The sequence below is a fragment of the Streptomyces sp. NPDC058469 genome (genome assembly GCF_042721125.1).
Classification (GTDB): Bacteria; Actinomycetota; Actinomycetes; order Streptomycetales; family Streptomycetaceae; genus Streptomyces.
This window is the reverse complement of sequence record NZ_JBHXME010000125.1, coordinates 14772-33268: the sequence shown is the minus strand read 5'-3', so window position 1 is coordinate 33268 and position 18497 is coordinate 14772. Positions and strand designations below refer to the sequence as shown.

Genomic DNA, 18497 nt, shown 5'->3' with positions numbered 1-18497 from the left:
GAAGTGGGCCCAGTCCTCGCCGCGGTGGTCGCCGTACGAGGTGAACAGGCCCACCGCCTCGTCGCACAGCGTCAACGCCTGTTGCGTACGGGCGTTGCCGGCGTCGACGACCGCGAGTTCCAGGCAGGTCCACGCCTCGCCGTGGGCGACGCCGATGCGCTGGAAGTCGGCGCGGGCGTCGACCAGGAGCTGGCGGGCGAACCCGGAGTTGCGCAGCGAACCCGTCTGGGCCGCGCGCTGGTCGCGGGTCACGCGCGCCGAGTGGTGCCGGGCGCAGGCCAGGCCGTAGACGTCGCGCATGCGGGAGAACATCGTGCGGGAGCGTTCCAGCTCGCGCACCGCCAGGTCCAGGTTGCCCGTCTCCTCCAGGGCCTGGCCGAGGTAGTAGACGGTCCAGGCCTCGCCGCGCGCGTCCTCGTTGTCGCGGTGCCGGGCGGCGGCCTGGCGCAGGCCGTCGACTGCCGGGGACGGGTCGCCGGCGACCAGTCGGGCGCGGGCCAGCTGGGTCAGGGCCCAGGCCTCGCCGCGGGCGTCGCGGGTACGGCCGTAGAGGCCGAGGGCTGTGGTGAGTTCGGACTCCGCGCGCGGGATGTCGCCCATGCGCAGGCCGAGTTGGCCGAGCTGGAAGTGGGCCCAGGCCTCGCCGTGGACGGACTCGCCGGCGCGGTGCAGGACCAGGGACTCGGTGAGCAGCCGCATCGCCTCGTCCACCCGGCCGCGGTCCCGCTCGACCGCCGCCAGGGCGTGCATGGTCCAGGCGCGGTCCGTAGCCAGTTGGGGAGGTGCCTGGAGGTCGAGGGCCTCGCGGAGTTTCGCCGCCGCCTCGGTGAGGTTGCCCTGGTGGTGGAGGGTGATGCCGAGCGAGCACAGGGCGCGCGCGGCGCCCGCGTCGTGGTGGGCCTCCATGTAGAGGTCGACGACGGAGGTGAGGGTGGTGCGCGCCTTGTCGAGTTCGCCGAGCTGCCGGGCCGCGATGCCGGTCCGCCACTGCACCGAGCGCACCAGCAGCCCCTGGTCGACGGCCTGCGCCAACTCGCTGATCTCGCCCAGGCGGTAGAGGTCGCCGCGCAGCAGGCAGTAGTCGCACAGCGCGCCCAGCAGATTCAGTACGGCGCCCTGGTCGACGCCCTCCGCGTGCCGCAGCGTCGAGGTGATGAAGCTCGACTCGTCGTCCAGCCAGCGCAGCGCCTCGTCGAGCGAGGTGAAGCCGTGCGGGCCGAACCGGTCCGAGCGCGTCGACATGTTGCCGTCGACCAACCGCAGTACGGAGTCGGCCAGTTCGCCGTAGTTCACGATCAACCGCTCCTGCGCGGCCGTACGTTCCGACGATTCCTCCTCGTCGAGGAGGCGGGCCTGGGCGAAGGCGCGGACCAGGTCGTGCAGGCGGTAGCGGGTGCCGCGGACGTGGTCGATGAGGCCCGCGCGGGACAGGGCCTCCAGTTGGCGGGTGGCCTCCGTCTCGTCGGTGGACAGCAGGGCGGCCGCCGCCGCCGCGCCCAGCGAGGCCCGGCCGGCCAGCGCCAGCCGGCGCAGCAGCCTGCGGGCCTGGTCCGACTGGTCGGTGTAGCGCAGCCAGAGCACCCGCTCGACCGGCTCCACCGGGCCGTACGCGCCCAGATCCGTGGCCAGTTGGCGCGGTGAGCGTGGGCCGAGGGACGAACCCGCGATCCGCAGCGCCAGCGGCAGCCCGCCGCACAACTCCCTGATCCGTTCGTCGGATTCGGCGTCGTACGGCTCCGAACCGTCCTGCGCCGCCGCGCCCAGCAGCTCCTCCGCGCCCGCCGCGTCCAGCGACTCCACCGGCAACTGGTGCACCCAGGCGGCCAGTTCGGCGGGCAGGTCGAGGGGCTTGCGGGCGGTGACCACGACCAGGCTGTCCGAGCGCTCGGGCACCAGCGTGGCCACCTGCGCGGCGTCGGAGGCGTCGTCCAGGACGATCGCCACCGGGAGGCCGGTCAGGTGCTGGTGGTACAACTCGCCCAGCCGCTTGACCTGTTGGTCGGGGGAGGAGCGTTCGCGGAAGAGCAGTTGTTCGCGGGACGCGCCGAGCCGGTTCAGCAGGTGCAGCAGGGCGTCGCGGGTAGGCAGCGGGGGCTCGCCCGGGCTGTCGCCCCGCAGATCCACCACGCAGGCACCACGGAACTGGTCCCGCAGATCGTGCGCGGCCCGCACCGCGAGGGTGGTGCGCCCCGAACCCGGCGCGCCGTGCAGCACGACCACCGTCGGCCGGGTCTCCGTGCTCGCCCGGGCCGCCTGCACCAACTGCCGGATCCGGGCCAGCTCCACCCGCCGACCGGCGAACGCGCCGACCGCATCCGGGAGTTGAGCGAACGACTGCTCCAGCACACTCCTTCTGCGGGCCGCCGCGCTCTTGTCCGTACCGCGCAACTGCGGCCCCGGCTTCTTCGTCGGCCCGGTGGACGCGGCGAGCACCCGCTGCTGGTCCAGGAACGGCCGGATGCCCCGCACCTCCAGCGCCGTCAGCCACTGCAACCGCAACTGCTCCGGGCCGCCGGGCTGGCTCACGGCACCGGCGCGGTGATGCGCGGCGGGAAGGTGGGAGGCGGTCACCTTCACGACCGTCGCCGCCGCGCCCACGACGCCGACCGTGACCCCGGCGCCGAACGCCGTGCCGGTATCGGTGCCGAGGGCCAGGTCGGCCACCACGGCGGCGACCGCGGCAACGCCCGCCACCATCAACGGAGTTGTCCCGCCCTCCCGCGCATAGCGCTGCCCGAAGGTGAGCTGTCCTGCCGCCGCCTCGTCGAGCGCCCCCGTGTAGGCCTCGTACTCCTCGGCCGCCGTCTCCGCCATGGCGTCCAGAGCGGCCCGGGACCGCGTCAGCAGCACCTGCCCGTCCGTGCGGCCGCCGGAGCGCCGCACCTCCTCCTCCACGGCCCGAGCCAACAGCCGCTCGGCATCGGTCCGATGCCCGTCCCGCATGTCACGTCCCCCTTTGGCGGCAACTCCCTTGGCTACGAGTGTCCTTCGGCGGAGCCGGGAGCGCGAGAGGGCGACGATCACGGCCGTGGCCGCAGTACCTGCCCCGGGAACCCGTCCGACCGCCACGGCACGCCACGTGAGCCCGCGTCCACTTCGCTCCCGACCCCGTGGGGAGAGTGGAACGGTGAACCGACCGGCCCATAAGACGTCCCCGTGTCCGCCGCAGCCTCCCCTCTGACTCTGTGTCGGGACGTAGCCGAGCATCAAGGGGTGACGATGATGTGGTGGCGATGGATCCCCGGCCGGAGTGAACCTTCCTGCTGACCGCAGCGGGGCACACTGCCGCGTCCCACGAAGCGGGCTGTACGTCGCCGGCTGTTCTAGCGCTGCCGTCGTAGATCAAGAGGGGGCGGGATGCCGAAAGTGCGTCTGGCGTCACGCTGGGCACTTGAATGCCGGAGGGTCGTCCCGTATCTGCTGGTCATCTCCGACGGGGGACGGCTGTCATGAAGCTCTGCCCGGACAACGACGTCGAGCTGGATCAACTGGCGGGCGTCATCGATGCGCCGTTGGAGAACGAGATCGCTGCCATCGGGTTGCCGCTGGTCGATGATCGCTTCCAGGCGGGGCGGCATGACCGCGTATTGAGCGGGCGTGAGGTCGGGGCCGTCGTCGTCTGGGTGGTTGATCATTTATGGGGCGAACCGTAACTCTCGAAAGCCGCCCGGCCAAAGGGTGATAGTGGGGACCGTTTGGGTTCTACTGGCCGTTTGTCTCGGATCCGAGATCCGACGGCGCCGGGGTGGAGTCGCCGGACACATCGGTGGGCGTCAGCGCGATGACCGGGATGATCCGCTCGGTCTTGTTCTGGTAGCCGGCGAAGCCGGGGTAGCGGCTCGCCTGTTCGGCGTAGGCCGTGTCGCGTTCCTCTCCCTGGAGTACGACGGCGCGCACGGTACGTGTCTCGTCGCCGATCTCGATCCGGGTATCGGGATGGGCCAGCAGGTTGTGGTACCAGTCCGGGTTCCGGTCGGAGCCGGCCTTGGAGGCGAACACGAGGTAGCGCTCGCCGTCCGGCAGGTACATCATCGGATTGATCCGCAGGGCGCCGGACTTGGCGCCGACGGTGTGCAGCAGGAGCAGCGGTGCTCCGGCGAAGCCTCCGCCGACCCGGCCGTGATTGGCGCGGAACTCGGCGATGTTGCGTGCGTTGAAGTCGTTTGCGTCGGGCATCGTTTACTCCGTCGTGGTTTCGTCATGGCTTCGTCGGGGCCGCAGAGCCGCGGGGGCCGGGAAAAGGGAGCGGGGGTCAGGAACCCGGCGTGAGAAGGACCTTGCCGCGAACCCCGCCGGTGGCGCTCAGTTCGTGCACGGACGCGGTCTCCGACAGCGGATAGGTGGCGCTGACCTCGACCCGGAGTTCTCCGGTGTCGACCTTCTTGGCGAGGCTCGCGAGCTGCTCGGCGTCGGTACGCAGCTGCATGCCGACGGCCCGCACCTCACGGTCCGCGTCGCCGGCCGCGGGCGTCGCCGTGGTGACGATCACTCCGCCGGGGCGGATCAGCCCGGTCAGCGCGACGATCTCGGATTCCGCGGCGGCCACCAGGTTGAGCACCGCGTCGACCGGCTCGGTGAGCGCGTCGGCCGGGGCGGTCGCGGTGTAGTCGATGATCCGGTCCGCGCCCTGCGCGCGAACCGCGTCGGCGCTGCGAGGGCTGGCGGTCGCGATGACGAAGGCCCCGGCCTGCTTGGCCAACTGCACGGCGTACCCGCCGACGCCGCCGCCCGCGCCGTTGATCAGCACCCGTTGCCCCGCGCTCAGGTCGGCGTGGTCGAACAGAGCCTGCCACGCGGTCTGGGCCGCTGCGGGCAGGGCGGCCGCGTGCGTGAGCGGAATGGCCGTGGGGGCCGGCGCGAGGATCTCGGCCGGTGCGGTGACGAAGTCGGCGGCGGCCCCGTCACGGACCATCGACAGGAATCCGATCACCTGATCCCCGACCGTCCAGCGCGTCACGCCCGCGCCGAGGGCCACGACCGTCCCGGCCACGTCGATGCCCGGGATGTGCGGAAGTCCGACCGCGAAGACCTGCCGCAGGTAGCCCGCGCGGATCCCGGCGTCGACCGGGTTGAACGAGGTCGCCGCGACCTTGACGAGCACCTCGCCCTGCGCAGGCTCGGGCCGCTCGGCGTCCTCGTAGCGCAGCACGCCCGGGTCGCCGTACTCGTGGAATCGAATCGCCTTCATCGGAAGCCTCCACTCGACTGATACTTCGAATTCGAAGAACATGGTCAGATTACACCTGCTTCGAATTCGCAGCAAGTAGACTGACGGCATGCCGGACGCCGCACCCCTCGAACCTGAGCAGTTGGCCGCCTACTTCGCCCTGATGGAGGTCAGCAGTCTGCTCCAACACGCCGTGGACCAGCAGCTTCGCGAGGAGGGCGGGCTGAGCTACATCCAGTTCCAGATCCTTGCCGTGCTCGGGGAGAGTGCGGACGGGTGGCAGCGGATGACGGATGTCGCCGACCGCCTCGTCCACAGCCGTAGCGGACTGACCTACCAAGTCGGGCAACTGGCCGAAGCGGGCCTGGTCGCCAAGGCCCCCTCGCCCGACGACGAACGCAGTGTCGTCGTCTCCCTCACCGCGGAGGGCCGAGCCCTGCTCGGCCGGGTGATGAACGGCCACGTCCAGGTCGTGCAGCGTCAGCTGCTGGCGCCCTTGAGCGATGAGGACATCGCCAGGCTCGGCGACGTCCTCGGCCGTGTCCGCCGGCACATGCGCGCCGTCCCGCCCCGCTCCGCGGCATCACGCCGCACGCGGGGCGGGCCGCCCGTATGCCGGTAGCCGCGCGGCCCGCAAGCCCCGGGAGACGGGCCTGCCCCGGGAAAGCGGACCGGTCAGCGCGGCGGGCCCATGATGACGTTGCCGTACTTGTCGGCGAGGGCGGGATCAGGCTTCACCTGGAAGCCGGGCGGACGCGGTGTGGACTTGTCGCGGCCGGTCTCGCGGAACATCCCCTCGATGCCGGCCGGCGTGTTGATCATCAGCAGGTCGGCCTTCTTGGAGGTGATGCGGTACCCGTGCGGGATCTGCTTCGGCAGGAACACCACGCCGCCCTCGGCGAGTTCGTACTCCTGGTCGTCGCACCACACCAGGGCGGTTCCCTTGAGCAGCAGGAAGACCTCGTCCTCAAGGGTGTGCTTGTGAAACGGCGGTGCCTCGCCCTCGGCGACGTCGAAGCGCCCCATCATGAGCTGGCCGTCGGTGGCCTTGCCGTCGAGCAGCATCGCCAGGGTGCCGCCGTCGAGCCATTCGAGTTGTTGCTGCTGCTCGGGTTGTGCGAGATAGACCATGCTCATCGGGGGGCTCCGTTCAGGTGCGGGGACGCTCGTGCAGGCGGAGTGTCGAGGGGTGCGGACGGTCGTGGTGGTAGGTGTCGGTGCCGACCTTCGTCCCGTAGAAGTGGGTCATCGGCGCGTCGGTGATCAGCGAGTCCTGGTTGGTGATCTCCAGCCGTATCCGGTCGCCCCGGTGGGCGAGGAAGGACATGGGCAGGAGTTCCACGCGCAGCTCGTAGATTTCGCCGGGCACGAGCGGCTCCACCTTCGAGTGCTGATGGAACGGGCGCATGTCAGAGGTCAGTTCCGGGTCCTCGGCGCGGTGTGACGCGCGCAGCCATCCCTGGGTGACCTTGATCGGCAGTCCGGCGTCGGGGTCCGCGGACACCAACGAGAGCTTGACGAAGACATCTATGTCGGTCTGGTCGGTCGAAGCGTGGAGCGTCAGGACGCCGTGTCCGGTGAACTCGCGGTCACGGTCCATCGGTGGGGAGGTGAAGGTGTTGACGCGTGCGACGTGGTCGGGCATGCCGTGCTTGTCGAAGACGGTGACGCCGGCCATCCACTTCGGGTCCGGGTAGGACCACGACGTCGAGTCCTGCTCGGAGTTCGGTTCGGTCTCGGTGAGCGAGCCGTCGTTGAGCGAGGTGACGGCGCCGCTGTGTTCGCCGGCGAGATGGAAGGTCGTCGGCCGCACGTCCGGCGGCGGCCAGGATTCGGCCGACCGGTACGTGCCCTCCCCGTTGACGTAGAACCGCGCCGCGGGCTGCTTCATCACCTCGTTCTCGATGCCCTTGAGGTGATGGTCGTACCAGGGGAGCAGTTCGTCGCGGTGGAACTGTTCGTCGAAGTAGTACATCTGGGCTCCGGCGAAACTGGACGGGTGCGCGATCAGGAGCTTCTTCGGCCCCTGGACGCGCTCGAAGCCGTAGAAGTTGCCGCGCAGATGCAGCGCCGCCTTGCCCCACACCCCGATGGAGAACACCGGGATGTCCACGGAAGGCAGTTCCCAGAACGGCGACCTGCGGCGTTGCCACTCGTCGTCGAGCGGATGCGAGAGGACGTCGTAGATGTACTCGTGCTTGTCGCCGACATGGAAGTCGATGCCTCTGAGCTCATGCTGGTAGAGCACCGATCCGAACAGCCAGGTGTTGAGGAACCCCTGGATCGGGATGCCGCCGTGGTACATCCAGTCGCGGTACATGTCCGTCGCGCCGTCGTAGGCCACGATCGTCCGCAGGTGCGGCGGACGGGTGCGCGCCGCGTTCCACTGGCTCCAGCAGTAGTGCGACATGCCGATCATGCCGACCGCGCCGGTGCTCCACGGCTCCACGGCGACGTGCTCGATCATGTCGTGGATGGCCTCGCCCTCGGAGCGGGAGACCGGGTCCCAGGTCCCCTCGGAGCGGCCCGTGCCGGGCAGGTCCATCGCGACGTAGGCGTAGCCGTTGTCGAGGTACAGCTGGATCGGGCCGTACTCGGTGAACGGGAAGACGGGGCTGGGCGGGAGGTGCCGCAGTGCCTTCTGGTAGGGAGACGCGCCGAGGACGATCGGGTAGGGGCCGTCGCCGGACGAGGGAAGGTACACGTCGGCCCGCAGCAGGTTTCCCGTGCGACCGCGCACCTCGACTTCGAACGGCGCTACGTCTACGTCGACCATTTGGTCTGCATTCCTTCCGATGACACGGCTCAGTTGACACGGATCAGTGCATGGAACTGCCGCCATCGACGTTGAGGGTCTGGCCGGTGAGGAACGCCGCGTCGTCGGACGCGAGGAAGAACACCGGCCCGGCGAGGTCTTCGGGCTCCTCGTCGCGGTGCAGCGCCCGCACGTCGCGCTGCCCTTGGAGGAAGGCCTCGGGGAAGTTGTCCCGGACTGCCTGGGTGGCGGTCAGGCCGGGAGTGATGCTGTTGACCGTGATGCCGTGGTCTCCGAGGGCGTGGGCCAGGCTGCGGGTGAAGCCGATGACGCCGGCCTTGGCGGCGACATAGGCGACCTGCTCCGCGACGCCGGTGTAGATGGAGGCAGAGCTGAAGTTGATGATCCGGCCGGAGCCCTGCTCCTTCATGAGGGGAACGAGGGCGCGGGTCATCAAGTAGGTGCCGGTGAGGTTGACGTCGATGATGCGGCGCCACTGCGCGGTGGTCATGGCCTCGAAATCGAGGACGGGGAAGTAGCCGGCGCAGTTGATCAGGACGTCGAGGCGGCCGAAGCGCTCGCGGACGAGGCGGGCCACGCGCTCGACGTCCTCCTCGGAGCAGACATCAGCGGCGGCGGTGACGATTCTCGCGTCCTGCGGCCAGCGCGGCCGCCAACCCTTGAGTACTTCTTCGTCCAGGTCGGTGGCGAGGACAGTGTCGTTGTTGGAGAGAAAACGGCCGACGAGCGCGGTTCCGATTCCGCCTGCCGCACCGGTGATGAGAACGACTCTGTTGCTGTTCATGACGTGGCTCATTTCGGCGCTGTGGACACAGGCGCCCCCGTCGTGCTCACTAAGCGGACGCTATCGTCCGTTTGGGGGGCTGTCAACGACACCCGGGAGGTACCGGATGGGGTCACGGACGGGCCAGTGGGCCATCATCAGGGGTGTGACGAAGGCACAGTCGAACGAAGGCGCCCGGCGCCGGGAGCTGCGGCGTGACGCGGCGGACAACCGTGACCGGGTGCTGGCAGCGGCCGCCGCCGCGGTCAGACGGGAGGGCGTCGCGGTGCCGATGGCAACCGTGGCCGCGGACGCGGGAGTCGGCGTGGGCACCGTCTACCGCCACTTCCCCTCGCGCGAAGCCCTGCTCGGCGCCCTGACGCACCGCTCCTTCCAGCTCGTACTGGACGCCGCGGGTAAGGCCGCCGAAACCGATCAGTCCGGAATCGACGCCGTGCGCGGCTTCCTCGACCAGACCATCGAGCACGGCCCCGACCTCGTGCTGCCCTTGCACGGCGGTCCGCTGCTGACCGACCAGGACACCGTCGCGATCCAGACCGAGGTGCGCCGGAAGCTCGGCTCCCTCCTGCGCAGAGGCCAGGACGACGGCACGATCCGGCGCGACGCACGCTCGGCCGACCTCGTGATCTTCGGCGCCTTGATGGCGCAGCAACTCCCGCACGTCCCCGACTGGAATCGGACCGCGCAACGCCTCGTGGACATCTACCTCGCCGGCCTGGCGCCTACGATGCAGCCGCTCAGGAACTGACCTCCGCGCTTCGCCCGGGAGGGGCCGAGTCGGGTTGATTCGCTCGGGAGCCTGCAATCCTGGGGCATGCCCGGGGATCTCACCCGTTCCCCGACAGCCGCCTCCAGCCGTCCGAACGCCGCTTCCGCCGGCCACGCCGGTGCCGGCGTCGCCCGGTGGTATGCCTCGGGGTTCGTGGACCAGGTCGTATGGGTGCGCACTCGGTGCGGTTCGGCCGGGCGAGGCGGAGCTCGGGCGTCCCCACCGGCGGGGTTGGGCATTGTGAGAGGCTGGGCCGTATGAACCGGCTGGCTGGTGTGACCTCGCCTTATCTGCTTCAGCATGCTGAGAATCCGGTCGACTGGTGGCCCTGGACACCGGACGCTTTCGAAGAAGCACGGCGGCGCGATGTGCCCATCCTGCTGTCGGTTGGCTACTCCGCGTGCCACTGGTGCCACGTCATGGCCCACGAGTCCTTCGAGGACCAGCCCACCGCCGACTACCTCAACGAGCACTTCGTCAGTGTCAAGGTCGACCGCGAGGAACGCCCCGACGTCGACGCCGTCTACATGGAGGCCGTCCAGGCGGCCACCGGCCAGGGCGGCTGGCCCATGACCGTGTTCCTCACGCCGGACGCCGAGCCCTTCTACTTCGGGACGTACTTCCCGCCCGCGCCCCGCCACGGCATGCCCTCCTTCCGTCAGGTCCTCGAAGGCGTGCGCAGCGCCTGGACCGACCGGCGGGACGAGGTCGCCGAGGTCGCCGGGAAGATCACACGGGACCTGTCCCAGCGCGAGATCGACTACGGCAGCACCGAGGCCCCCGGCGAGGAGGAGCTGTCCGGCGCACTCCTCGGGCTCACGCGGGAGTACGACCCGCAGCGCGGCGGATTCGGCGGCGCGCCCAAGTTCCCGCCGTCCATGGCGCTTGAGTTCCTGCTGCGCCACCACGCCCGCACCGGTGCCGAGGGCGCCCTGGAGATGGCACGGGACACCTGCGAGCGGATGGCCCGCGGCGGCATCTACGACCAGCTCGCGGGCGGCTTCGCGCGCTACTCCGTCGACCGCGAGTGGGTCGTCCCGCACTTCGAGAAGATGCTCTACGACAACGCCCTGCTCTGCCGTGTCTACGCGCACCTGTGGCGCAGCACCGGTTCCGAGCCGGCCCGGCGGGTTGCCGTGGAGACCGCCGACTTCATCGTGCGTGAACTCCGCACCAACGAGGGCGGGTTCGCCTCCGCTCTCGACGCCGACAGCGACGACGGGACCGGTAAGCACGTCGAAGGTGCCTACTACGTCTGGACGCCCGAGCAGCTCACCGAGGTCCTCGGCGAGGCGGATGCTGAACTCGCCGCCCACTACTTCGGCGTGACGGAAGAAGGGACTTTCGAGGAGGGGCAGTCCGTCCTCCAACTCCCGCAGCACGAAGGTGTCTTCGACGCCGAGAAGATCGAGTCGGTCAAGAGCCGTCTCCTCGCCGCCCGTTCGCAGCGCCCCGCCCCCGGCCGTGACGACAAGGTGGTCGCCGCCTGGAACGGCCTCGCGATCGCCGCACTCGCCGAGACCGGCGCCTACTTCGACCGCCCCGACCTGGTCGAGGCCGCCGTCTCCGCCGCCGATCTCCTCGTACGCCTGCATCTGGACGAGCACGCCAAGCTCGCCCGCACCAGCAAGGACGGCCACGTCGGGGCGAACGCCGGGGTGTTGGAGGACTACGCCGATGTCGCGGAGGGCTTCCTCGCGCTGGCGTCGGTCACGGGGGAGGGGGTCTGGCTGGAGTTCGCCGGGTTCCTGCTCGACCACGTGCTCGCCGGGTTCGTCGATGAATCCGGGGCGCTCTACGACACCGCCGCCGACGCCGAGCGGCTGATCCGTCGGCCGCAGGATCCGACCGACAACGCCACCCCGTCCGGCTGGACCGCCGCAGCGGGTGCGCTGCTGAGTTACGCGGCTCAGACCGGTGCCGAGCCCCATCGCACCGCCGCCGAGCGGGCGTTGGGGGTTGTGAAGGCGCTCGGGCCGCGGGTGCCGCGGTTCATCGGGTGGGGGCTCGCGGTCGCCGAGGCGTACCTCGACGGGCCGCGTGAGGTCGCCGTCGTAGGGCCCTCTCTCGGCGACGAGGCCGCAAAAACCCTGCACCGTACGGCACTTCTGGGGACCGCGCCCGGGGCCGTGGTCGCGTTCGGGGTCGCTGGGAGTGACGAGCTGCCGCTGCTCGCCGGCCGGCCCCTGGTCGACGGTGGACCGGCCGCGTATGTCTGCCGTAACTTCACCTGTGACGCGCCGACGACCGACCCGGAACGGCTGCGAGCCGCGCTGACCAGGTGAAACGTCAGGGTCGTAACCATCCCAAACGCGACCAGTGCGAGAAATGCTCACGTGCGAGTCTCATTGTGATGAAACACGCTCTTCACTGAAATCACCTGTCCACTTCACAGATCACCCATAGTCTCGGCCCCGTGACGCGACGTATGTAACTCACCGTCGCGCCAGGGGGTATTGGGATCTGGGGGGATCTGTTGCTGACGTCTGTCTTCATCGCTGTCGTTTCGCTGGCCTTGTTCTGGATGGCCGCCTTCACCCTGTGGTGGCAGATGCACGCGTGGCGTACGCCCGAAGTGCTCGCCTCCACCCGATTCAGCAGACCGGACGGGGACGAGCACGTCTCGTTCTCGTTGCTGCTGCCGGCCCGGCACGAACAGGCCGTGCTCGACCACACCATCCAGCGGCTGCTGGAGTCCACGCACACCGACTTCGAGATCATCGTGATCGTGGGGCACGACGACCCCGAGACCGCGGCGGTGGCGAACAGCGCCGCCGAGCGCGATCCGCGCGTCCGGGTCGTCGTCGACACCCACGAGAAGAAGAACAAGCCGAAGGCCATGAACACGGCGCTGCCGCACTGCCGCGGCGATGTCGTCGGGGTCTTCGACGCCGAGGACCAGGTCCATCCGGCGCTGCTCGCCCACGTCGACCACGCGTTCCGCACCACCGGCGCGGACGTCGTGCAGGGCGGGGTGCAGCTGATCAACTTCAACTCCAGCTGGTACAGCCTGCGCAACTGCCTGGAGTACTTCTTCTGGTTCCGGTCGCGCCTTCATCTGCACGCGCAGAAGGGGTTCATCCCGCTGGGCGGCAACACCGTCTTCGTGCGGACGGACGTCCTGCGCGAGGCCGACGGCTGGGACCCCAACTGCCTTGCCGAGGACTGCGATCTGGGCGTCCGGCTGTCCAGTGTCGGCAAGAAGGTCGTCGTCGCCTACGACTCCGACATGGTGACCCGGGAGGAGACCCCCGGCTCGCTGATGTCGTTGCTGAAGCAGCGAACCCGCTGGAACCAGGGCTTCCTTCAGGTCTACCGGAAGAAGGACTGGAAGCAACTCCCGGGATTCGGGCAGCGGTTGCTCGCCCGCTACACGCTGATGACGCCGTTCCTGCAGGCTTTCTCCGGGGTCATCATCCCGCTCAACGCGGCGGTCGCGCTCTTCCTGGACGTGCCGGTGGGCATCGCCTTCCTCACCTTCCTGCCGCTGGTCACCGCCGCCGTCACCTTCGTCTTCGAGATCGTCGGACTGCACGACTTCGGCAAGCAGTACGGACTTCGTGTCCGCGCCGTCCACTATCTGAAGCTCGTCGTGGGCGGCCCCTTCTACCAGGTGCTCCTCGCCGGAGCCGCGATTCGCGCAGTGTGGCGTGAGCAACGCGGCAGGAACGACTGGGAGTTGACGTCCCATGTCGGCGCGCACCTCACCGAAACCGCAGTGATCCGAGAGGACGTTCCTGCGTGACTTCCACACTTCCCGCGGTGACCACCACGGTCCCCGCGCAGCGGCAGCCTGCGCCTGAAACCGGTTCGGCAGGTCGAACGGCACCACCGGGCAGGCTCCGTTCCTCCCGGCCCGACCTCCTCCTCTGCGGCCTCCTCCTCGCGGTGATCCTCGTCGTGCAGGGCTGGAACATCGCCGACTACCCGACACTCAGCGACGACGAGGGCACCTACCTCGCCCAGGCCTGGGCCGTCCAACAGGGCACCGGCCTGGCCCACTACACCTACTGGTACGACCACCCGCCCCTCGGCTGGATCCAGATCGCCCTGCTCACCTGGATCCCCGCGCACTTCAGCCCCGGCTCGATGACCGTCGGCACCATGCGCCTCGCGATGCTGGTCATCAGCGCGATCAGCGCGATCCTCGTCTACGTCCTCGGCCGCCGGCTGTCCCTGCCGCGCTGGGCGGCCGCACTCGGCATGCTGCTCTTCGGGCTGTCCCCGCTGTCCGTGATCCTCCAGCGGGAGATCTTCCTGGACAACATCGCCGTGATGTGGATGCTGGTCGCGTTCTGCCTGGCCGCATCCCCAAGTCGCCATCTCTGGCACCATTTTGGAGCGGGTCTGGCCGGCGCGGCCTCGGTCCTCACCAAGGAGACGATGCTCGTCATCCTGCCCGCGCTGCTGCTCACCATGTGGCGCCACGGACACCGCGACACCCGCAAGTTCGCGCTCACCGGAGCCATCACAGCCTGCGTCCTGATCGGCTTCTCGTACCCCCTCTTCGCCCTGCTCAAGGGCGAGTTGGTGCCGGGGAGTGGCCATGTCTCCCTGTGGGACGGCCTCAAGTACCAGATGACCAGGCCGGGTTCGGGCTTCATCCTCGACCAGGGGACGGGCTCGTACGGCGTCCTCCACTCCTGGCTGTACTACGACCGTGTCCTGCCGCTCGGCGGCCTCGCCGGGGCGCTGCTCCTGCTGGTCACCTGGCGCTGGTCGGTCACCGCCCGCTCGCTCGCCGGACCGGCCATGACCGTGGCGATCCTCGCCCTGGTCTCGATGCGGCCCAACGGCTATCTGCCCGCGATGTACATCATCGGCGCGCTGCCCTTCCTCGCGCTCGTGCTGGCCGGGGGCACCGCCTCCGTCGCCCACGCGGTGCTGCGCAGACGGCGGCGCGAGGGGGAGAAACGGTACGTCACCGGGGGCCGGTACACGCTCGCCGTGGTCCTGGCGATCGCCGCCGGCGCCTATGTCGTACCGAAGTGGTACGACGGCGACCGCACTTCCATAACCACCGACGCCAACGCCCCCTACCGGGCCGCCTCGAAGTGGCTGTCCACCGAGGTCGCCGACCCCAAGGACACCCGCGTCCTCGTCGACGACGCGCTCTGGCTGGACCTGGTGCACGCCGGGTACCGGCCCGGGCTCGGGGTCATCTGGTTCTACAAGGCCGACCTCGACCCCGCCGTCACCAAGACGATGCCGCACGGCTGGAAGGACATCGACTACGTGGTGGCCTCCCCGACGGTACGGCGCGACGCGGTCGACCTGCCCAACGTCAAGGCGGCGATCCAGCACTCCACCCCGGTCGCCACCTTCGGCACCGGCAACGACCGCATCGAGATCCGGCAGATCCAGCGAGAGACCGTGGGAGCCCAGCGATGAGCCAAGAGTCCACTGTCCCCGGGGAGTTGGGCGATCCGGCCGTACGCGGCGCCGAAATTGCCGAGCCCGGTGCCGTCACCATCGTCGTACCGACCTTCAACGAGTCGGCGAACGTACGGGAGTTGCTGCGCCGGATCACCGAATCCGTGCCGACCAAGCTGCCTTGTGAGGTCGTCTTCGTGGACGACTCCACTGACGACACCCCCGAGGTGATCTCCGCGGCGGCACAGGACTGCCCGTTCCCGGTCACCGTGCTGCACCGGGAGGAGCCGGTCGGCGGGCTCGGCGGCGCCGTCGTCGAGGGGATCAAGGCGGCGTCGTCCGACTGGATCGTCGTCATGGACGGCGATCTGCAGCATCCGCCGTCCCTGGTACCGGAGTTGGTGGGCACGGGCGAGCGGACGAACGCCGGGCTCGTCGTCGCCTCCCGGTACATCAAGGGCGGCAGCCGCGAGGGGCTCGCCGGCGGATACCGCATCGCCGTGTCGCGCGGGGCGACCTGGCTGACCAAGACGCTCTTCCCGCGCAAACTGCGCGGCATCAGCGACCCGATGAGCGGCTTCTTCGCGATCCGGCGCAGCGCGGTGACGGCGGAGGCGCTCAAGCCGCTCGGCTACAAGATCCTGCTCGAACTCGCCGTACGCAGCCGTCCGCGCGAGGTCACCGAGGTGCCGTTCGTCTTCCAGGACCGGTTCGCCGGGGAGTCCAAGTCGACGGCGCAGGAAGGCTTTCGCTTCCTGCGCCATCTGCTCGGCCTGCGCACCGCCTCGCCGGTCGCGCGCATGGTGGTCTTCGGTCTGATCGGCGCCACCGGCTTCGTGCCGAACCTGGTCGGCCTGTGGGCGCTCACCAAGACGGGCATGCACTACGTCCCCGCCGAGATCCTCGCCAACCAGCTCGGCGTGGCATGGAACTTCCTGCTCATCGAGCACCTGCTGTTCCGCGACCGGCGCCGGCACCGCAACTGGTGGGACCGGGCAGGCCGGTTCGCGCTGCTCGCCAACGCCGACCTGGTGCTGCGGATCCCGCTGATCGCCCTGTTCATCCACAAGTTCGGCATGGGCGCTGTGTCGGCGACCGCGCTCGCGCTGGTCATGACATTCGTCCTGCGCTTCGTCGGGACCGAAGCGCTGGTCTACCTCCCGAGTCGCAAGGGGAGTCGTACAGCACCAAGGAGAGCCGAGTGAACAAGTACCGCAGAAGAACCGCGTTCCTCGGGGTGGGGACGCTGACCGTCGGGCTGCTGCTCACCTCGCCGCAGTCCGCCGAGGCCGCGAACCTCGTCCTCAACCCGGGCTTCGAGACGGCCGGCGGTGACGGGATGCCGTCCTGCTGGGAGAAGTCCGGCTGGGGCGACAACGACTTTGACTTCTCCACGACTTCGGACGCGCACTCCGGTTCGAAGGCCATGAAGGTCACCGTGACGCGGCGGGTGGACGGCGACCGCAAGGCGCTGATCACCGAGTCGACGGGGTGCGCGCCGGTGGTGACGGCGGGCAAGCAGTACGACCTCGGGCTCTGGTACAAGACGACCACGCCGGACGCGAACATCACGCTGTTCCGGCACGACGCGACGGCCGGCTGGCAGTACTGGACCGACCTCAAGACCCTGGAGATGCAGGGCAGTTGGACCCAGGCCTCGGTCCGTACGCCTGAAGTCCCGGCCGGTACCGACCGGATCACGTGGGGTGTCTCGGTCTACGGCACCGGGTCCGCGACCACCGACGACTACACGATGGACCAGGTCCCGGACACGCTCCCACCCGCGACCTGCACGGCCACCGCCGAGCAGTGCGCGAACGGGCGTTGGGACGTACTCCCGACGCAGAACCCGGTGCGCTCGATGCACTCCGTCGTCCTCAACAACGGCAAGGTGCTGCTGATCGCGGGCTCGGGGAACAGCGAGGAGAACTTCAACGCGGGGACGTTCACGAGTGCGGTGTACGACCCGGTCGCCGGGACGTACAAGGTGATCCCGACGCCGAAGGACATGTTCTGCTCGGGGCACATCCAGTTGCAGGACGGCCGGGTGCTGGTGCTGAGCGGCAACAAGGCGTTCCCGGTGGCGGGCGGGCACGGCTACGAGGGCTACAAGGACTCGTACATCTTCGACCCGGTGACCGAGACGTACAGCAAGACGAACGACCTCAACGACGGGCACTGGTATCCGTCGGCGACCGAACTCGGCAACGGTGACGTCATCTCCTTCGGCGGGCTGCGCGAGGACTCGACGGGTTCGGTGACCGCCGAGTACTGGTCGGACGCCCAGCAGAAGTGGCTGCCGTTGTCGCAGGTCAACCAGACGTGGTCGTACTGGGGCCTGTACCCGTCGATGGTCCTGATGCAGGACGGCCGGCTCTTCTACACGGGCAGCCACGTCTTCGGGAACAACATCCCGGGGACGGGTTCGGCGATCTACGACTACGGCGCGAACACGATCACGTCGGTCTCGGGGCTCCAGAACAAGGACCAACGTGACCAGTCCGCAAGCGTGTTGCTGCCTCCGGCGCAGGACCAGAAGGTCCTCACCATCGGCGGCGGCAACATCGACTCCAACCCGGACGCGAACCGGCTGACCGACATCATCGACCTCAAGGCCGCGAACCCGACGTACACGGTGGGCCCCCAAATCCCGCAGGGGACCGTCGACTTGGGCAACGGTCCGGTGGCCGAGACCGGCGCCCAGGGCAAGGTGTACGTGTCCGCCGTAGTCCTGCCGGACGGCACGGTGCTGGAGACGGGCGGTGGGCTGCACAACCGCGCGAACCCCGTCTACGAGGCGTCGATCTTCGACCCGGCGACCACGACGTTCGATCCGGTGGCCGCCGATCCCGAGGCGCGCGGCTACCATTCCTCGTCGTTCCTGCTGCCGGACGGCCGGGTGATGTCGACCGGTGACAACCCGGGCAACGGCACCTGGAACCACAACGTGTCGATCTACACACCGCCGTATCTCCTCAAGGGCACGCGTCCGATGATCACTTCGGTGATCGACAACGAGTGGGAGTACGGCGACACCCAGACGATCACCGTCGACCGGCCCATCGCCAAGGCCGAGTTGATCCGCCCAGCGGCGGTCACGCACTCCTCGGACCCGAACCAGCGGTTCGTGGACCTGCCGCTGTCGGTGAACGGCAACACGGTCGACCTGAATGTGACGAGCAACCCCAACCTGGCGCCGCCCGGCTGGTACATGCTCTTCGCGGTCGACGCCAACGGGGTCCCGTCGGTGGCCAAGTGGGTCCATCTGCAAGGCCCTTCGGCGCTGAGCGCCTCGGACGCCTCGGCCCACGTCCACTCCTTCGCGGACTCCCTGGCGGGCAAGGTCACCGAGCCCGGCAAGAAGCGCGCCTCGCAGAAGGTCAGCACGACCATCTCCGGCTGCGACCGCCACTACGGCACGATCAACGTCTGCGTACCGACGGTCTTCCCGGCGGAGGTCAAGAAGTCAACTGCCGCCCGCTGCACCTGGCTTCAGCAGAACGACTACGGCCGCCTGAAGGTCAACGGCAAGGACGATCCGCTGCGGCTCGACCCGAACAGGGACGGGGTGGCCTGCGGGAAGGGTGACGTGAAGAAGAGTTAGCCATCGCCCACGAACTCGGCGAGG

General features: G+C 69.2%; 14 protein-coding genes. 8 read left to right on the top strand and 6 right to left on the bottom strand.

Annotated features, from left to right (window positions below; genetic code table 11):
* The coding region (locus ACFWP5_RS37945; RefSeq protein ID WP_384167502.1) for a tetratricopeptide repeat protein at positions 1–2943 on the bottom strand (2943 nt) is incomplete at its 3' end.
* A 506-nt stretch (positions 2944–3449) separates the two neighbouring features.
* On the opposite strand from ACFWP5_RS37945, the gene ACFWP5_RS37940 reads away from it, so the two are divergent.
* Positions 3450–3653, top strand: coding sequence for a hypothetical protein (locus ACFWP5_RS37940; RefSeq protein WP_384167499.1), 204 nt, complete (start codon positions 3450–3452; stop codon positions 3651–3653).
* Positions 3654–3702: 49 nt separating this feature from the next.
* On the opposite strand, the gene ACFWP5_RS37935 is transcribed toward ACFWP5_RS37940, so the two are convergent.
* Positions 3703–4176, bottom strand: coding sequence for a nitroreductase family deazaflavin-dependent oxidoreductase (locus ACFWP5_RS37935; protein WP_384167496.1), 474 nt, complete (start codon positions 4174–4176; stop codon positions 3703–3705).
* Between the two features lie 76 nt (positions 4177–4252).
* Entirely contained in the window at positions 4253–5188 is a 936-nt protein-coding gene (locus tag ACFWP5_RS37930; protein ID WP_384167493.1) for an NADP-dependent oxidoreductase, read from the bottom strand.
* Between the two features lie 88 nt (positions 5189–5276).
* On the opposite strand from ACFWP5_RS37930, the gene ACFWP5_RS37925 reads away from it, so the two are divergent.
* Positions 5277–5789, top strand: coding sequence for a MarR family winged helix-turn-helix transcriptional regulator (locus ACFWP5_RS37925; RefSeq protein ID WP_384167490.1), 513 nt, complete (start codon positions 5277–5279; stop codon positions 5787–5789).
* A 53-nt stretch (positions 5790–5842) separates the two neighbouring features.
* On the opposite strand, the gene ACFWP5_RS37920 is transcribed toward ACFWP5_RS37925, so the two are convergent.
* Genes ACFWP5_RS37920 through ACFWP5_RS37910 form a run of 3 tightly spaced genes read right to left on the bottom strand, consistent with a single transcriptional unit; the run spans position 5843 to position 8727 of the window.
* Positions 5843–6304, bottom strand: a complete 462-nt coding sequence (locus ACFWP5_RS37920; RefSeq protein WP_384167487.1) for a cupin domain-containing protein — start codon at positions 6302–6304, stop codon at positions 5843–5845.
* A gap of 13 nt (positions 6305–6317) precedes the next feature.
* Positions 6318–7943, bottom strand: a complete 1626-nt coding sequence (locus ACFWP5_RS37915; RefSeq protein ID WP_384167484.1) for a CocE/NonD family hydrolase — start codon at positions 7941–7943, stop codon at positions 6318–6320.
* Between the two features lie 43 nt (positions 7944–7986).
* Complete coding sequence (locus tag ACFWP5_RS37910) at positions 7987–8727, bottom strand: SDR family NAD(P)-dependent oxidoreductase (protein ID WP_384167481.1); 741 nt, start codon at positions 8725–8727, stop codon at positions 7987–7989.
* 145 nt (positions 8728–8872) lie between these two features.
* Between ACFWP5_RS37910 and ACFWP5_RS37905 the strand changes: the two genes are divergently transcribed.
* The 6 genes from ACFWP5_RS37905 to ACFWP5_RS37880 all read left to right on the top strand — a co-directional run bounded on the left by ACFWP5_RS37905 (position 8873) and on the right by ACFWP5_RS37880 (position 18473).
* Positions 8873–9475, top strand: coding sequence for a TetR/AcrR family transcriptional regulator (locus ACFWP5_RS37905; RefSeq protein ID WP_384167478.1), 603 nt, complete (start codon positions 8873–8875; stop codon positions 9473–9475).
* Positions 9476–9753: 278 nt separating this feature from the next.
* Positions 9754–11781, top strand: a complete 2028-nt coding sequence (locus ACFWP5_RS37900) for a thioredoxin domain-containing protein (RefSeq protein ID WP_384167475.1) — start codon at positions 9754–9756, stop codon at positions 11779–11781.
* A gap of 191 nt (positions 11782–11972) precedes the next feature.
* Positions 11973–13241, top strand: coding sequence for a glycosyltransferase (locus ACFWP5_RS37895; protein ID WP_384167472.1), 1269 nt, complete (start codon positions 11973–11975; stop codon positions 13239–13241).
* Positions 13238–14887 (top strand): ArnT family glycosyltransferase, encoded by a 1650-nt coding sequence (locus tag ACFWP5_RS37890; RefSeq protein ID WP_384167469.1) that lies wholly within the window; start codon positions 13238–13240, stop codon positions 14885–14887. The genes ACFWP5_RS37895 and ACFWP5_RS37890 overlap by 4 nt, the downstream gene beginning before the upstream one ends.
* Positions 14884–16074 carry a glycosyltransferase gene (locus tag ACFWP5_RS37885; RefSeq protein ID WP_384167466.1) on the top strand — a complete coding sequence of 397 codons (1191 nt, stop codon included), beginning with the start codon at positions 14884–14886 and terminating at the stop codon, positions 16072–16074. The genes ACFWP5_RS37890 and ACFWP5_RS37885 overlap by 4 nt, the downstream gene beginning before the upstream one ends.
* Positions 16071–18473 (top strand): galactose oxidase-like domain-containing protein, encoded by a 2403-nt coding sequence (locus ACFWP5_RS37880; protein ID WP_384167463.1) that lies wholly within the window; start codon positions 16071–16073, stop codon positions 18471–18473. Before ACFWP5_RS37885 ends, ACFWP5_RS37880 begins: the two co-directional genes overlap by 4 nt.
* Positions 18474–18497: the final 24 nt, after the last annotated feature.

Excerpts from the sequence above, each read along its gene's own strand:
- ACFWP5_RS37940 (WP_384167499.1), top strand. The coding sequence starts at position 3,450 with ATGAAGCTCTGCCCGGACAACGACGTCGAGCTGGATCAACTGGCGGGC.
- ACFWP5_RS37935 (WP_384167496.1), bottom strand. The coding sequence starts at position 4,176 with ATGCCCGACGCAAACGACTTCAACGCACGCAACATCGCCGAGTTCCGC.
- ACFWP5_RS37930 (WP_384167493.1), bottom strand. The coding sequence starts at position 5,188 with ATGAAGGCGATTCGATTCCACGAGTACGGCGACCCGGGCGTGCTGCGC.
- ACFWP5_RS37925 (WP_384167490.1), top strand. The coding sequence starts at position 5,277 with ATGCCGGACGCCGCACCCCTCGAACCTGAGCAGTTGGCCGCCTACTTC.
- ACFWP5_RS37920 (WP_384167487.1), bottom strand. The coding sequence starts at position 6,304 with ATGAGCATGGTCTATCTCGCACAACCCGAGCAGCAGCAACAACTCGAA.
- ACFWP5_RS37915 (WP_384167484.1), bottom strand. The coding sequence starts at position 7,943 with ATGGTCGACGTAGACGTAGCGCCGTTCGAAGTCGAGGTGCGCGGTCGC.
- ACFWP5_RS37910 (WP_384167481.1), bottom strand. The coding sequence starts at position 8,727 with ATGAACAGCAACAGAGTCGTTCTCATCACCGGTGCGGCAGGCGGAATC.
- ACFWP5_RS37900 (WP_384167475.1), top strand. The coding sequence starts at position 9,754 with ATGAACCGGCTGGCTGGTGTGACCTCGCCTTATCTGCTTCAGCATGCT.
- ACFWP5_RS37885 (WP_384167466.1), top strand. The coding sequence starts at position 14,884 with ATGAGCCAAGAGTCCACTGTCCCCGGGGAGTTGGGCGATCCGGCCGTA.